This window comes from Flavobacterium sp. (assembly GCF_027484705.1).
Classification (GTDB): Bacteria; Bacteroidota; Bacteroidia; order Flavobacteriales; family Flavobacteriaceae; genus Flavobacterium.
In genome coordinates this window covers 1-15455 of the sequence record NZ_JAIXSL010000020.1, presented here as the reverse complement: position 1 = coordinate 15455, position 15455 = coordinate 1, and the positions used below count along the sequence as shown (strand labels likewise).

General features: G+C 38.5%; 10 protein-coding genes. 3 read left to right on the top strand and 7 right to left on the bottom strand.

Translation table 11 applies throughout. From position 1 onward, the window contains the following. Nucleotides 1-206: 206 nt before the first annotated feature. The 3 genes from Q0058_RS12015 to Q0058_RS12005 form a co-directional block, all read right to left on the bottom strand. Nucleotides 207-2552, bottom strand: a complete 2346-nt coding sequence (locus Q0058_RS12015; protein ID WP_298224258.1) for a T9SS type A sorting domain-containing protein — start codon at nucleotides 2550-2552, stop codon at nucleotides 207-209. A 274-nt stretch (nucleotides 2553-2826) separates the two neighbouring features. Continuing rightward, nucleotides 2827-5094: an aconitate hydratase gene (locus Q0058_RS12010; RefSeq protein ID WP_298224256.1), complete on the bottom strand. Its 2268-nt coding sequence runs from the start codon at nucleotides 5092-5094 to the stop codon at nucleotides 2827-2829. A 166-nt stretch (nucleotides 5095-5260) separates the two neighbouring features. Further along, nucleotides 5261-6400 carry an acyltransferase gene (locus Q0058_RS12005; RefSeq protein ID WP_298224254.1) on the bottom strand — a complete coding sequence of 380 codons (1140 nt, stop codon included), beginning with the start codon at nucleotides 6398-6400 and terminating at the stop codon, nucleotides 5261-5263. 11 nt (nucleotides 6401-6411) lie between these two features. Here Q0058_RS12005 and Q0058_RS12000 point away from each other — a divergent pair, with 11 nt between their 5' ends. Further along, nucleotides 6412-7551, top strand: coding sequence for a hypothetical protein (locus tag Q0058_RS12000; protein ID WP_298224252.1), 1140 nt, complete (start codon nucleotides 6412-6414; stop codon nucleotides 7549-7551). Between the two features lie 46 nt (nucleotides 7552-7597). Here the strand turns inward: Q0058_RS12000 and Q0058_RS11995 are convergent, their stop codons facing one another. The 4 genes from Q0058_RS11995 to Q0058_RS11980 are packed head-to-tail and all read right to left on the bottom strand — an operon-like array spanning nucleotide 7598 to nucleotide 12816. After that, entirely contained in the window at nucleotides 7598-8551 is a 954-nt protein-coding gene (locus Q0058_RS11995; protein ID WP_298224250.1) for a MoxR family ATPase, read from the bottom strand. A gap of 50 nt (nucleotides 8552-8601) precedes the next feature. Further along, the gene (locus Q0058_RS11990) at nucleotides 8602-10032 is read right to left on the bottom strand and encodes a peptidylprolyl isomerase (RefSeq protein ID WP_298224500.1); all 1431 of its coding nucleotides are present in this window, start codon (nucleotides 10030-10032) and stop codon (nucleotides 8602-8604) included. Next, nucleotides 9995-10846 carry a hypothetical protein gene (locus Q0058_RS11985; RefSeq protein ID WP_298224248.1) on the bottom strand — a complete coding sequence of 284 codons (852 nt, stop codon included), beginning with the start codon at nucleotides 10844-10846 and terminating at the stop codon, nucleotides 9995-9997. The genes Q0058_RS11990 and Q0058_RS11985 overlap by 38 nt, the downstream gene beginning before the upstream one ends. After that, nucleotides 10846-12816 (bottom strand): peptidylprolyl isomerase, encoded by a 1971-nt coding sequence (locus Q0058_RS11980; RefSeq protein ID WP_298224246.1) that lies wholly within the window; start codon nucleotides 12814-12816, stop codon nucleotides 10846-10848. Before Q0058_RS11980 ends, Q0058_RS11985 begins: the two co-directional genes overlap by 1 nt. A 255-nt stretch (nucleotides 12817-13071) precedes the next feature. Between Q0058_RS11980 and Q0058_RS11975 the strand changes: the two genes are divergently transcribed. Together Q0058_RS11975 and Q0058_RS11970 are read left to right on the top strand one after the other, a co-directional pair. Next, entirely contained in the window at nucleotides 13072-14661 is a 1590-nt protein-coding gene (locus Q0058_RS11975; RefSeq protein WP_298224245.1) for a peptide chain release factor 3, read from the top strand. Nucleotides 14662-14777: 116 nt separating this feature from the next. Next, the gene (locus tag Q0058_RS11970; RefSeq protein ID WP_298224243.1) at nucleotides 14778-14990 is read left to right on the top strand and encodes a hypothetical protein; all 213 of its coding nucleotides are present in this window, start codon (nucleotides 14778-14780) and stop codon (nucleotides 14988-14990) included. Nucleotides 14991-15455 lie beyond the last annotated feature (465 nt).

The window sequence follows — 15455 nt, the reverse complement described above, 5'->3', positions numbered from 1 at the left end:
TTAAAAATTCGATAAAGTGTTTATTTTATTCGATTAAATACATTTAATTATTTTTTATATAAATATTTACTTACAAAATAAAAAAAAAGAAATTGCTACTGCATATCGATCTTTTCCTTGCTTCATTAATCTCAAAATTGAGCATAAAGCAAAAAAATCCCCAAATTTCTTCGAGGATTTTGTAATACTTTTTTAAATGTCGAAATCTATTGAACTGCCACTTTAATGGTTTTATTGGAATCGTTAAGCTTTAAAAAATATATTCCTTTCGGAAAAGCACTGACATCCATTTTTATGAGATGTCTTCCCGCTGATTCCTGATCAATCCTGTAAGACTGGACAAGTTTTCCATTCATATCTAAGAACTTAGCATTGAATTCTGAAACCTGATTGAATTGTAAATCAACATAAATAAATTCAGAAGCCGGATTTGGATAAACTGTTATCGAATTAAAATTGATTGGATTCGTGGTGGTTGATAATGCTAATGCTGTCAAATCGATTTTATAAACGCCACGCCCAAAAGTAGCAGCGAAAAGAAAATTAGAATTTGCATGCAAAATCAAATCGGTCACGACAACCGAAGGCATATTAGTTCCGACAAAATTCCAATGAACACCCAAATCATTGGAAACCAAAACACCAATATCAGAAGCTACGAATAAGATATTTTCTGAAGTGATTTCAATATCACTTAAGGGCGAATTGGGCAAATCTGAGGATAAATCTTGCCAAGAATTTCCTAAATCATTACTGACATAAAGGTTACTGTCAAATAAATTATATCGGTAGCCGGAATAAGTGACATAAACCTGATTGGCATTGGTGGGTGAAGCTTTGACTTTGGTAACCCATTTGTTGGGCAAAAAACCTGATATTTTGGTGTAAGTGGATCCACCGTCAGTGGTTTTCCATACATTTCCGTCATCGGTACCAATAAAAATGATATTGCTATTGAGTGGTGAAACATCAATCGTTGTAATCGTCCCATAACGCTGTGTTCCGGTGTAAACCCCTTTGCTTAAATTTCCGCTAATGGAAGTCCAGTTTATTCCATTGTCAGTCGATTTGTATAAATTACTGGTCCCAAAATACATGATGTTTGGATTGGCCGGGTCAAAAACATAAGGTGTGTCCCAATTTCTGGGTTCGGTGGTACTAACACCATTATCCGAAAATCCGAAAGAGCCTCCGTCATCAACAGATCGTACAAAAGCGCCATACTGATATTCCGCAAAAAGAATATTAGTATTCATAGGGTTTACATTGGGTTGCATGCCATCGCCTCCGTAAATTTGATTCCAATTATTACTTTCACCTGTCAGTGTCCGCCATGTACCATTGTCTTGAAAACCGGCATAAACATGATTCGCATTGTTCGGATTAACTGCCATTCTATACGCCTGAGAAATGGGCAAATTATTGATTTTAGTATAAGAAGTTCCGTTAGTGCTTCGATACAAACCGCCGTCATTTCCCAGCAAAACCTCATTATTACTGGTAAAGGCTACAACGTGTTGGTCTACATGTATCGCTTCAGTTGTGCCAGAAGTCAATGCCCAAGAAGTGCCGCCATTATTAGAATAATGCGTGTCAAACTCTGACATGAAAACATTATTGCTATTCGTTGGGTTGATAAAAACACCGCCAAACCACCAATTATAAGGCGAGGCAGTAATTGACCCAGAAGGAAGTGTTGTCCAGGTGGTACCGCCGTTTATAGTTTTCTTTATGGCTAAAGTTGTACCCAAAATGTTGGTATAGGTAGCGATCAGAATATCAGGGTTGGAATTGGAAATATCAATGCTGATTCTCCCTTTATCTGTAGTATTTGGCAGCACATTGGTCAGGAGTGTCCAGGTTAATCCTGCGTCTGTTGATTTATAAATATTGGATGTTGCGCCTCCGTATACCCTATTTTCAGGTGTTCGCGTGCGTTCCCAAGTGGCAGCGTAAAGAATGTTCGGATTTAAAGGATTGATGGCCATGTCGATGACTCCGGTTTTATCGGAAACAAACAATGTATTGTTCCAGGTTTCACCTCCATTAGTCGATTTATATATCCCTCTGTTGTTGGTTTGCGCGTACAATAAACCCATGGCACCCACATACATATTATTGGCATTTGTTGGGTCAATAATTACTTTCGCAATACTTCCTACGTTGTTTAATCCTTTGGATTCCCAGGTGTCTCCGCCATCAGTGCTAATATAAACACCATTGCCATCCATACTCGTGGAGCCTCCACCACCATTGGGTTCTCCGGTTCCAACCAAAATCAAATTGTTATTCGTTTTTGAAATGTCCAAATCGCCTATTGACAAAGTACTTTGTGCGTCAAAAATGGCTTCCCAAGAGTTACCTGCATCCACCGTCCTGAAAATACCACCTGTAGCCGTACCAATAATATAAGTTGACGGATTATTAACGGGAACTTCAATATCTGTGATCCGACCTCCAACATTTGCTGGGCCAACGAATTCCCAGTTTACAACATTGGTTTGTCTGAAAGCTAGTGCTTTGCGGTCAACCCAACTTTTAAGTTCTTGCAAATTGTCCTGCTTTAGTTTTCCAGATGGATATGACCTTTGCAGAAACAAGTATTCACTCGGCGCTAAATGCGGCCCTTTAAATTTTATTTGCTGCTTATTTAAAAAAAAGTAACCAGCAAATACTATAGCAATTAAACTAAGGAATATTGCGCTTTTTCGGAAATTGTTATTTGAAATCATTTTTCAGGATTTATTTAAAACAAATCTAATCTTTTTTATGCAAAAAAAAACTCCCAAGCTTCCCTGAGAGTTTTTATATCAACTTATGTGTTTATTATGCTTTACCTGCAGCTGCAATTAAATTTAATGCTGAACCGGCAACAAACCAACCAATTTGACCTTCATTGTAAGTATGATTGGCTAAGATAATATCTCTTGTGCCATCATCATGCACAAACTCTAACGTCAATGGTTTAGCAGGAGAAAAATCTACTAGATCAATAAAATTGATCGTATCATTCTCTTGTATTTTATCATAATCCGCTTCGTTTGCAAATGTCAACGCTAACATCCCTTGTTTTTTCAAGTTAGTTTCGTGAATACGTGCAAATGATTTTACCAAAACGGCCTTAACACCCAAGAAACGTGGCTCCATGGCGGCGTGCTCACGTGACGATCCTTCACCATAATTATGGTCGCCCACAACTATTGAGGGAATTCCGGCGGCTTTATATTCACGTTGAACAGCCGGTACAGAATCATAAGCTCCGGTCAATTGGTTCTTAACCGAATTCGCTTTTTGGTTGAAGGCGTTAATCGCGCCTATCAGCATATTGTTGGAAATATTATCGAGATGGCCACGGAAACGCAACCAAGGTCCAGCCATTGAAATATGGTCGGTAGTACATTTCCCGAAAGCTTTGATCAATAATTTGGCACCTGTGATGTTTTGTTTATTCCACGGATCGAAAGGTGCTAATAGTTGCAATCTTTCTGAGGTTGGCGATACCAAAACTTGCACTTTAGAACCATCTTCTGAAGGCGCTTGGAAACCAGCATCTTCAACGTCGAATCCTCTTGGTGGCAATTCATTTCCGGTAGGCTCGTCTAATTTGACTTCTACACCATCTTCATTGATTAAAGTATCGATCAACGGATTGAAAGACAAATCTCCTGCTATAGCCAAAGCCGTCACCAATTCAGGCGAACCGACAAAAGCTAAAGTATTCGGATTCCCATCGGCGCGTTTGGAGAAATTTCTGTTGAAAGAATGCACAATCGTATTGCGTTCTTCTTTCTCAGCACCTTCCCTGTCCCACATTCCGATACACGGACCGCAGGCATTAGCGAAAACAGTCGCACCAATTTTATCGAAAATATCAATAAATCCGTCGCGTTCTATCGTATAGCGAACCAATTCAGAACCCGGTGTAATCGTGAACTGTGATTTGGTTTTTAAATTTTTATTGGAAACCTGTTGTGCCAAAGAAGCGGCTCTGGCGATATCCTCATAAGAAGAGTTCGTACAAGAACCAATAAGTCCGATATCAATTTTTAATGGCCAGTTGTTTTTGATGGCTTCTTCTTTCATTTTCGAAATCGGAGTAGCCAAATCTGGCGTGAATGGTCCGTTTAAATAAGGTTCCAATTCCGATAAATTGATTTCAATCACTTGGTCGAAATACAATTCTGGATTGGCATACACTTCTGGATCACCAGTTAAGTAAGAGGCGATTTTATTCGCTTCATCCGCTACATCCGCTCTATCGGTAGAACGTAAATAACGATCCATCGAAGCATCATACCCAAAAGTAGAAGTCGTGGCGCCGATTTCAGCACCCATATTACAAATGGTTCCTTTTCCGGTACAGGACATGGCTGTAGCACCTTCACCAAAATATTCTACAATAGCTCCGGTTCCACCTTTTACGGTAAGGATTCCCGCTACTTTTAAAATCACATCTTTCGGAGCAGTCCATCCGGATAATTTACCCGTAAGTTTTACACCGATGAGTTTTGGAAACTTCAATTCCCAAGCCATGCCAGACATCACATCAACCGCATCAGCACCACCTACTCCGATGGCTACCATTCCTAATCCGCCAGCATTTACGGTATGCGAATCAGTTCCGATCATCATTCCGCCAGGAAATGCATAATTCTCTAAAACAACTTGGTGGATAATTCCGGCTCCGGGTTTCCAGAAACCGATTCCATATTTATCTGAAACAGAAGACAGGAATTCAAAAACTTCATTGCTTTGTGTTTTGGCACGCGCCAAATCTGTTTTCGCATCGACTTTCGCCTGAATCAAGTGATCGCAATGTACCGTTGTGGGCACCGCAACTTTGCTTTTTCCGGCATGCATAAACTGCAATAAAGCCATTTGCGCCGTTGCATCTTGACACGCCACGCGATCGGGAGCGAAATCTACGTAATCTTTACCGCGGGTAAACGCGTGAGAAGGCATTCCTTCCCATAAATGGTTGTATAAAATCTTTTCAGTAAGTGTAAGTGGTCGGCCTACGATTTCACGTGCTTTGTCTACGCGCGAAGTCATATTCGCATACACTTCTTTGATCATTTCAATATCAAAAGCCATAATCAATTAAGGTTAATTTGTTTGCAGTGCGAAATTACGAAAACGTTATACTACTAAAAAGTTTTTAATCAAATATGTTTATTGATTTGAATATTTTACGAAATCGTGATTTTCGTTATCTTTTTTTTATTGAAATCGAAATTTAAAAGCGAAATATTTATAAATATTAACTTTTGAGCTTTGGAAGTAATATTGGTTTTTCGAAAAAATGATATATAACGAAACCCAACGACAATGTTAGTATCAAATAAGCTGTCGAAAACAAGCAGAATCCGGTTGCAGTCAATGATTCTGGGTCGAAAAAATGACGCGTCAATTGCAGTATGATGGAGAAATGTACTAAGTAAGCCGCGTAAGATATTTTGCTGATGAACGCCACAATGTTATTCAACTTCGGAATTTCAATTGCAGCAAGAAAAGGAAGAAAAAAAGCGATGGACAGCGAAGTCAAAGGCAAATAAAATACGATCCAAAAAAACGGATGCGAATCGATCAACCATCTGAAATAACCAACACCAACGAATAAAATTCCCATCAAAATAAATCCCGAAAACAGCGATAAGTGTCTAAATTTAAGCCATAAACCGGAACGATTAAAATAAATCCAACTGCAAAAAACGCCAATAAAAAAAGCATCAAAACGATAGAGCACAACGGCTTTAAGGTTGCTGTCCCATTGCGATAATGTGATACTTCCATTGATGAGATAAAAACCAAATTTTGCAAACAAAGAAATCGCAATCATCGATAAAGTGGCGCGCAAAAAAACCTTCGATTTGTTTTTAAATGAAAACCGATTCATTATAAAAAACATTCCGAAAATCAGGATAAGACTAGCAAAAAAACTAACCATAACCGCCCAACTTTCAGAAAAAAACAAAGGCATCGGATTAACAAAATTTTGCATCAAAAAGAAATAGCGCCAAAGATGATCCGTCGGATATTGAAGCCACATCGCTACAGCTAACGCCAGCAGCAATACTAAAAAATAACTGGGCAAAATACGTAAGCAGCGGTGTCTAAAATATTGAATGGCTTCAATCCGGGAAAATTGCTGCAAAACGGTCAATGTGTAGATTTTATTTCCCATCAGAAAACCGCCCAAAACAAACCAAATTTCAACGCCTAAAAACCCAAACAACGGCACTAATTGCTCAGTAACGATATTCTTAACCGGTGAAAAAAGCAGCAAATGGGAAAACAAGACCATCAACAACGCTCCGCCACGCAACAAATCAAGTCCGAATATTCTTTTGCCCTGAGTTAATGATTTTTCTTCCAAGTGAATTGTGTATTTTTGGGTCATTCATACTACCGATGTCAAAACCAAAGATATATAAAATTTTAGGTGTTCTCACGTTGCTCGGACTCATCGCCGGAAGCATTGTATATTATAGGCTTCCGAACCGGCACAAGGCGATTATAAAAACTTATCTGCTACAACACAGCGGATTTTTTGATAATACTTGGAAAATCGACAACCGTTCGCAACATTATACGATGATCTCGCCTGCTTTCTATATCGACGGCATCTACAAATCGATGGAAGGACCGAAATCCTCGAACTACGTGCAACTTTCACAGGATTCCACTTTACTCTGGATTACGGGTTTTCATGTCAAAGCCGTGAATTCAAAAAACAAGAAGCAGATTTCTAATGATTTCATTTGCCATACGAATGTAGATTTCAATGACGTCAAATATTTCAGCAACTTCCATCTGGAAAACAGAATCGGGAAACAATACCCACGGATGACTTCGCTTTCGCACGGACAGGAAAATTTCAGTTTCCCAAAAGGCTATGGCGTTCCGATGAAAGGCAACGATTTGTTGTACGTGACCACAGAATCCTTAAACCACAACATTCCCGATGCCAATTTCCTGATCAAGCACGAAGTTGATATTGACTATTCCACAGACGCACCAGACTTGAAACCGCTGATAAGCCGAACGGTCTACATCATGCTGCCTTATGACCAATACGATCCGTTCAAAAGCCCGGTCGATCCCGGCAAAGATTACTGCATTCCCGTGGAAACCAAAAACCATAGTTACGATGACGGCAAAGGCAATAAATTATCCGGACATTGGGTGATTCCTGTGGGCAAACACACTTACAGAAGTTCGATTGACAACCAATTGCAGATTGAAAACGACAGTATCCGTTTGCATGCGGCGGCGGTTCATGTGCATCCTTTCGCGACTTCATTGACTTTGCGGGATAAGACTTCGAATAAAGCGATATTCAGAAGCAACATCATCAACCATAAGGGCAAAATCGGATTGTCAAAAATTGATGCTTATTCTTCGGAATCAGGTGAATGGCTGTATCGCGACCATGAGTATGAATTGGTTTTGGAAGTCAACAACACTACAACAATCGATCAGGATATGATGGGCAGCATGTTCCTGTTTTTCTACGATGCAGAACTCGACCACATTTTACACCAAAAATAAAGGCGTCCTAAAAAGAACGCCTTTGCTATTTTCTGTGCTTTTTATACTAAAATAAAGAAGCTATAATTTTTTCTATCGTAATGCCTTCCGCATCGGCTTTGTAATTTTTGACGACACGGTGTCTTAATATTCCAATGGCTACTGCTTTCACGTCTTCGCTGTCCGGAGAAAATTTCCCGTTGAAAGCTGCGTGGGCTTTGGCTGCCAAAATCAAATTCTGTGAAGCTCTTGGTCCTGCGCCCCAATCAATGTAATTTTTGATAAAATCAGTTGCCAAAGCATTATCAGGACGTGTTTTACTTACAAGCGTCACGGCATATTCCACCACATTGTCTGGCACCGGAATACGACGCAACAAATGTTGGAAATCGATGATTTCCTGAGCAGTAAATAACGGATTAATCTTAGCCTGATTGTCGGATGTCGTGCTTTTCACCACCTGCACTTCTTCCTCAAAAGAAGGATAATCCAGTTTGATCGAAAACATAAAACGGTCGAGCTGCGCTTCAGGCAAAGGATAAGTTCCTTCCTGCTCAATCGGATTCTGAGTCGCTAAAACGAAATAAGGTAAATCGAGTTTATAATTGTGTCCGGCAATCGTAACCGCGCGTTCCTGCATGGCTTCGAGTAAAGCGGCTTGCGTTTTGGGCGGCGTTCTGTTGATCTCATCGGCTAGAATAATGTTTGAGAAAATCGGGCCTTTGATGAATTTGAATTGACGGTTTTCATCCAAAATTTCACTTCCTAAAATATCAGAAGGCATCAAATCGGGTGTAAACTGGATTCGTTTAAAGTCAAGCCCCAAAGCCTGAGCAATCGTATTGACCATTAATGTTTTGGCCAAACCGGGCACCCCAACCAACAAGGCGTGACCTCCTGAGAAAATACTTAAAAGGATTTGGTCTACGACATCCTCCTGCCCTACAATGATTTTGGAGATTTCGTTCTTGAGTTCGATTCTTTTCTGAACGAGGTTTTTTATTGCTGTTACGTCTGACATTCCTTTAGGATTTATAATATTATGATGTAGGAAATTCTAAAAAACTAGGCTTATTTTTTAAGCCAATTGTTGGTGAATACACAATTGCGATATTCACCGTTGATTTTGATATAAGTTTCCTTGATTTTTTCTTCCGACCATTTGCCAATCGCTTGAATTTGTTTTTCTTTCAAAGCGAGGTTTTTGATCTTGATATAATCTTTGGCGTAATCTGCCGTATGCTCTTCGATGCGGTTGGTGACCATCAGCAATTTGTATTTTTTCTTGCCCGACTGATCGACGTCAATCTGAGGAATCGAAACTTCGCCTTCTTTCAGATTCGATACCTGAGCATATAAAGTCGGATCCATTTTAGTGAGTTCGAAATGCGTGTCTTGTGTTTTTGGGTTGATCAACACGCCGCCATTGGCTTTGGTTTCTTTTTCATCCGACTCTGTTCTAGCGGCATCAGCGAAAGAAATCGATTTGTCTTCGATTTTCTTTTTGATCTGTAAAATGCGCTCTTTGGCTTCACTTAACGATTTATCATCCGTTTTTGGCACCAGAAGGATATGGCGAAGATCTACATCTTGCCCTTTAATTTTTTCTATATAAATAATATGCCAGCCAAAATCAGTCTCGAAAGGTTCCGAAATTTCACCTTCACCCAAGCTAAAAGCAACGTCTTTAAATTCCTTAACAAATGGGGTTTTTTTATTCATTTTGTAATAACCCCCATTGGAGCTTGACCCCGGATCCTGAGAATACAACACCGCTTTGGTCGAGAAACTGGCACCTTCCTGCACTTCTTTCTTGAATTCCTTGAGCCTGTCAATCACTTTTTGCTTTTCTTCAGGTGAGACTTTGGGCGCGACTACAATCTGCGACACTTCCATTTCGGCACCGAAAAGCGGCAATTCGCTGGTTGGGATTTTTTTGAAAAAAGTGCGGACTTCCTCAGGGGTAATCTCTACGCCATCGATGATCTTTTTTTGCATCGCACTCGAGAGCTTGTTCATTTTGATGATTTCCGAGAGGTCGGCTCTAAAATCCGCTTCACTCGATTTCTTGAAATAAGTCACGACTTTATCCATCGAACCCAATTGCTCGACCATATAAGTCAGTTGCTCCTCCATTTTCGATTTGACATCATCATCCGTTACGATGATACTATCCTGAACCGCCTGGTGCGCATACAATTTATCTTCGAGTAATTTCCCTAGCATCTGGCAACGCGTGATGTCTTTCACCGAATTACCCTGGCTTGACAGTTCGAGAAAAGTCTTATCAATGTCGGAATCTAAAATATTGTAATCACCAACCGTAGCAATGACACCGTCAATTTTTTGGTGACGATTTTCAGCCAATACCGGTTTTTTGGTTTTTACAGTATCCTGAATGATTTCCTGCGCAAAAACAAAACTTGTCGCCATCATCAAAAAGCAAACGGTCAGTACCACGCTTTTATTTATATACTTCATACTTCTTATCTTTAATGGCATCATCGGTGATTTCCTTTTCAAAATTCTTGATTAATTCTAATTTTCTTTTGTTGATTATAACTTCTTTGAGCGTCGGTTTCAGATAATCGAACGGCGCTATTTGATTCTTATCGATAACATTACTAATCTTGACCAGGTAATTGTTTCCGGCATCGGTTTTCTGAATCGTTTTCCCGGGAATAACATATTCGTCTCTGTTGTCCGGTGTAATAAAAGGCAGTTTGGTATATACTTGACTTAAATCAACCCAAATCGAATCATTCAATGCGAAACTATTGAGCTGCAAGGAATAAGTGTCCCAAAATTTCTTGTCTGATTTTCTGAAATCAAAAAATTTGCTTTTGATGGTTTCGTACTTGGGATTGTCCTTTTTGATGTTGATGTATCGCAAACGAACTAATGTCCCGTTGGTTTTAAAATTCTCTTTATTTTCGTTATAATATTTTTTCAATTCTTCTGAACTCACTGCCGTATCGGTAGTTCTTTTGACCACTTCTTCTAGATACGCCTTGGTGTAGAGATCAATTTTATATTGCTGCACTAAAGTATCAAATTCGGCTTTTTTTTGGGCATTCAGATTCACTTCTGCAACATTAATCAGCAATTTTTGGGCAGCCCAGCGGTCAATGAAATTCCTCACAATAACAATACTGTCTTCTTTGGATATTCCCGGAGGAACCAGATTGGCGATATCTTCTTTATAGAGATAGTCCGAATTGACTCTCGCAATGGCTGTGGTTTTGGTGTTGGATTTAAAAAGATTACAAGCCGTGAAACAAGCCGTCAATGCTAATACAACAACAAACTTCCGCATTACTTATTAAGTTCTTTTTTGACTCTGTCGAAGACGTCCGGAAAGGTTTTGATGGTGAATTCCTTCTTCAAATCCGACACCCAATTCTGCTCCAGATACTGCTGGTAATCATTGATGACTTTCCCTTTACATTCGTCAAGCGTTTTAGGCCCGGCCGGCATAATCTTATTGACCATTGCTACGAAATAATAATCTCCGTCTTTCAATATTTCTGAAACGCCAACTTCGTGTTTTAGATTTTTAGGTAAGGCGTCATTTCCGTCTTCAAAAACACCTACATTGGTCATGACGGCTACTTTATCTTTGGTATTCAATTGCTCTTTAATCTTTTCAGGAGCTACTTTTTGTTTCAAGAGTTTTTGTGCTTTCTTGATGACATCCATATTAGTTGAGGAAGCGATGATCACATCAAGTCTGTTTTTCCACTGGTAAGCAGCTTTGTTGCTTTCATAGAAATTTTTCAATCCTAAAGTGTCCGTTTTAGAACGATCCCAGATTTCTTTTTCCATCAAATCAAACAATAACAAACCATCGCGGTATTCGTCCATGACGTTAGAAAATTCAGGAAATTCTGTTTCTAAATGGTCTGTGTAATACGCGGTCAATTGTTCGTCTAAGAATTTCTGGTAGAAAGTATCCACCAATTTATTGATTGGTTTCAAAGTCAAACCTGCTTTTTGCTGGGTTTTAAGATAAATTAAAAATGAAGTTCCGGTGATGGTTTTGTCATTGATCGCAAACAATTTTTTATCGAATGCTTTCGTATCGGCAGGCACTTCCCATTTATTCTCGTAGTAATCGTTGGTCACCAATTTTGACAAAGCGGCGTACATTTTATCGTCTCGTTTTACTACGTATTTCTTTCTCAATTTTTCGTTGAGCGAATTGGTAATCAATCTCGAACGGTCGTCTTTAGAGACTTTGTTTTCGAGTTCGACTTTCATCTCATCTAAAGTTCTTACCGGATGTTTTTCAATCAATTTCACGATATGCCAACCAAATTTGGTTTGGAAAGGCGCTGACAATGGTTTGTCTTTAGTTAGTGAAAAAGCAGTATTCTCAAATTCTTCAGAACTCAACTGACCTGAACCGAAACGCGCTAAAACACCGCCTTTAGAAGAAGAAGATTTATCGTCTGAAAACTGTTTGGCTAAGCTTTCGAAACTCTCCCCTTGCTGTAATTTTTGATAGATATCGTCAATGTTCTTTTTGATTTTGGCTTTCTCATCAGCGTTATCCTCTTTAGGATTGAGCAACATGATATGCGCAACGGTGACTTCACCACGGTTGTCGCGACTGTCTTCCACTTTGATGATGTGGTATCCAAAACGCGTACGCACCGGATTTGAAATTTTTCCGACTGCTGTTTTAAAAGCTGCAGATTCAAAAGCGTAGACCATTCTGAAGGCGCTGAAATAACCCAAATCGCCTTTGTTTTCTTTAGCTGACGGATCTTCCGAGAGTTCAGCTGCCAATTTTCCGAAATCTTCTCCTTTAAGAATGCGGTTGCGGATTTCAACAATTTTGTTATAGGCTTTTAAAGTATCAGCAGGAGCCGCATTTTCGTCTACCATCAACAGAATATGGGAAGCTCTGATTTCTTTTAGCGAGCGTTGGTAGCCTTCATCGACTAATTCTTTGGTGACTTTGGAATCGCTCAAATAGTTTTTTGAAAGTTGGGTTCTGTACGAACTCAATTCGTTTTTGTAGGCATCGCCGTTTTGAAGGCCCAGTTTGTTGGCTTTACTGATTTTAAGTTTGTAACCAATAAATAATTCGAGGTATTGGGCTAAATCTTTTTGGGATTCGTCTTTAACAAGATCTAAATTCTTATTGTAAACTCTAGAAAATTCGTCCGTGAAGTAAGGTTTGTCATCAATGGTAAATAAAACTTCTTTTTTACTATTTTGTGCGAAACCTGTTAAATTTAAAGAAAGTAATACTCCAAGAAACAATTGTTTTATTTTCATTATTTAAAAATTTTCCGTTTATAAATTAAGTTAAAGTTAGAGGTCGCTGAAATTTAATCCTTTTTGAATTTGAATCAACAAAAATAACAATTCAATTACATTAAACAAGTATAGTGAATACTATTAACAAAAAATTATTAACGCTTATTTTTACTGTAATTTTGCCTCCAAAACCCTGATAAAAAACACCTTACAATCTTATTGGTTTTTATTGTCGAATAAATACTATTTTTGCAGTCCATTTTACAAATAGCTATGAGTTTTTTAAAAGAAATACAACGACGACGAACCTTTGGGATTATCTCACACCCTGATGCCGGAAAGACCACACTTACGGAAAAGTTATTGCTTTTCGGGGGTGCGATTCAGGAAGCCGGAGCTGTAAAAAACAACAAGATTAAAAAAGGAGCCACTTCCGATTTTATGGAAATTGAGCGACAGAGAGGAATTTCTGTTTCTACTTCGGTGTTGGCCTTTAATTATAAAGACAAAAAAATCAACATTCTTGATACGCCCGGACATAAGGATTTTGCCGAAGATACTTTCAGAACTTTAACTGCAGTCGATAGTGTAATCGTAGTAATTGATGTCGCTAAAGGTGTTGAAGAGCAAACCGAAAAATTAGTGGCCGTTTGCCGTTTGAGAAATATCCCGATTATTGTTTTCATTAATAAATTGGACCGCGAAGGAAAAGACGCCTTCGACTTGATGGATGAAGTGGAGCAAAAATTAGGCTTGACAGTCACACCATTGAGTTTTCCGATTGGAATGGGTTATGATTTTCAGGGTATTTACAACCTCTGGGAACAGAATATCAATCTTTTTAGCGGCGACAGTCGAAAAAATATTGAAGAAACCATTGCATTTTCTGACGTACAAAGCCCTGAATTAGAAAAAATCATCGGGCAAAAACCCGCAGAAAAATTGCGCGAAGAATTAGAACTCATTAACGAGGTATATCCGAAATTTGACCAGAAATTGTATCTAGAAGGCAAACAACAGCCTGTATTTTTTGGTTCGGCTTTGAATAACTTCGGAGTACGTGAATTGCTCGATTGTTTTATCGAGATCGCCCCATCGCCAAGACCTAAAGAATCTGAAACACGGTTGGTTGATTCGGCAGAAGCAAAAATGACCGGCTTCGTATTTAAGATTCATGCCAATATGGATCCGAAACATCGCGACCGTTTGGCGTTTATAAAAATCGTATCCGGAACCTTTGAGCGCAACAAACCTTATTTTCATGTACGCCAAAAAAAGAATTTTAAATTTTCGAGTCCAAATGCCTTTTTTGCTGAGAAGAAAGAAATTGTTGATATGTCATATCCAGGAGATATCGTGGGACTACATGATACCGGAAATTTCAAAATTGGCGACACTTTAACTGAAGGCGAAGTCATGAATTTTAAAGGAATCCCAAGCTTTTCTCCAGAACATTTCAGGTATATCAACAACGCTGATCCGCTCAAGGCAAAACAGCTTGACAAAGGAATCGATCAGCTTATGGATGAAGGCGTTGCTCAGTTGTTTACTCTGGAAATGAACAATAGAAAAGTAATCGGAACCGTCGGTGCCTTACAATACGAAGTAATTCAATATCGATTAGAACACGAATATGGTGCTAAATGCACTTATGAGAATTTCCCTGTCCACAAGGCTTGCTGGGTCAAACCGGACGACGCTAAAAATGAAGAGTTTAAGGAATTTAAAAGAATCAAACAGAAATTTCTGGCTAAAGACAAATATGATCAATTGGTGTTTTTAGCAGATTCTGATTTTACGATTCAAATGACCGTCAGTAAGTATCCTTCAGTAAAATTATATTTCACTTCAGAATTTGATTAATCAACGAATTAACGGACCGTATTACCCATTAAAAGCAGTTTCTGTTTAATATTTTAAAAATCAAATTCGTTATTTCAATAATGATTCTTATATTTGCAACTTAATCTCTACGCAAAATGAAAAACAGATTATTTAATTTATACCTGATCAGCTTTTTTTTATTGGTTGATTTTGTGGCTTTTGCCCAACCAGGTGATGATGATGGAAGTGGTGGATTAGAAGGGAATGACCCGCCTCCTGCTCCAATCAATGGTAAATTAGTTTGGTTAGGAATAGTTGCCCTTCTTTATGCGTTTTACAGTATTCGAAAATATAGAAGAATGGCTTAGTTCTGTTCTTAATAATTATTATACAAATATAAAAGTCCGGTTTCAATAGAAACCGGACTTTTTTTTCTTTAGAAATTCTAAAAAAAAAGGAAATTATCTTTTACTATCAAGAAATATATAAATCAAATTTCTAATAAAAAGTATCAGTACTGTTTTTAAGTCATTATTAAAGATTACAAAAAGAGTAAACATCTACTGTCATTATGGGAAAATCTTATAAAGGTTGTTTTAATACCGACATGCGTTTATGATTTTTAATAAACTTCTTTATAAAACAAAAAAACCTCTCCGGTAACGGAGAGGTTTCTTTATTTAAAGACAATGGAATTATCTTTTGATCACTCTTAGCGTTTTCACGTTGTCACCTTGAGTTACAATAATGTTGTAAACTCCAGATGGGTAACGAGAACCGATTTCTAAGTTTGTGATAGCATCTACGCTAGACTGACGTGATTCTACTTCACG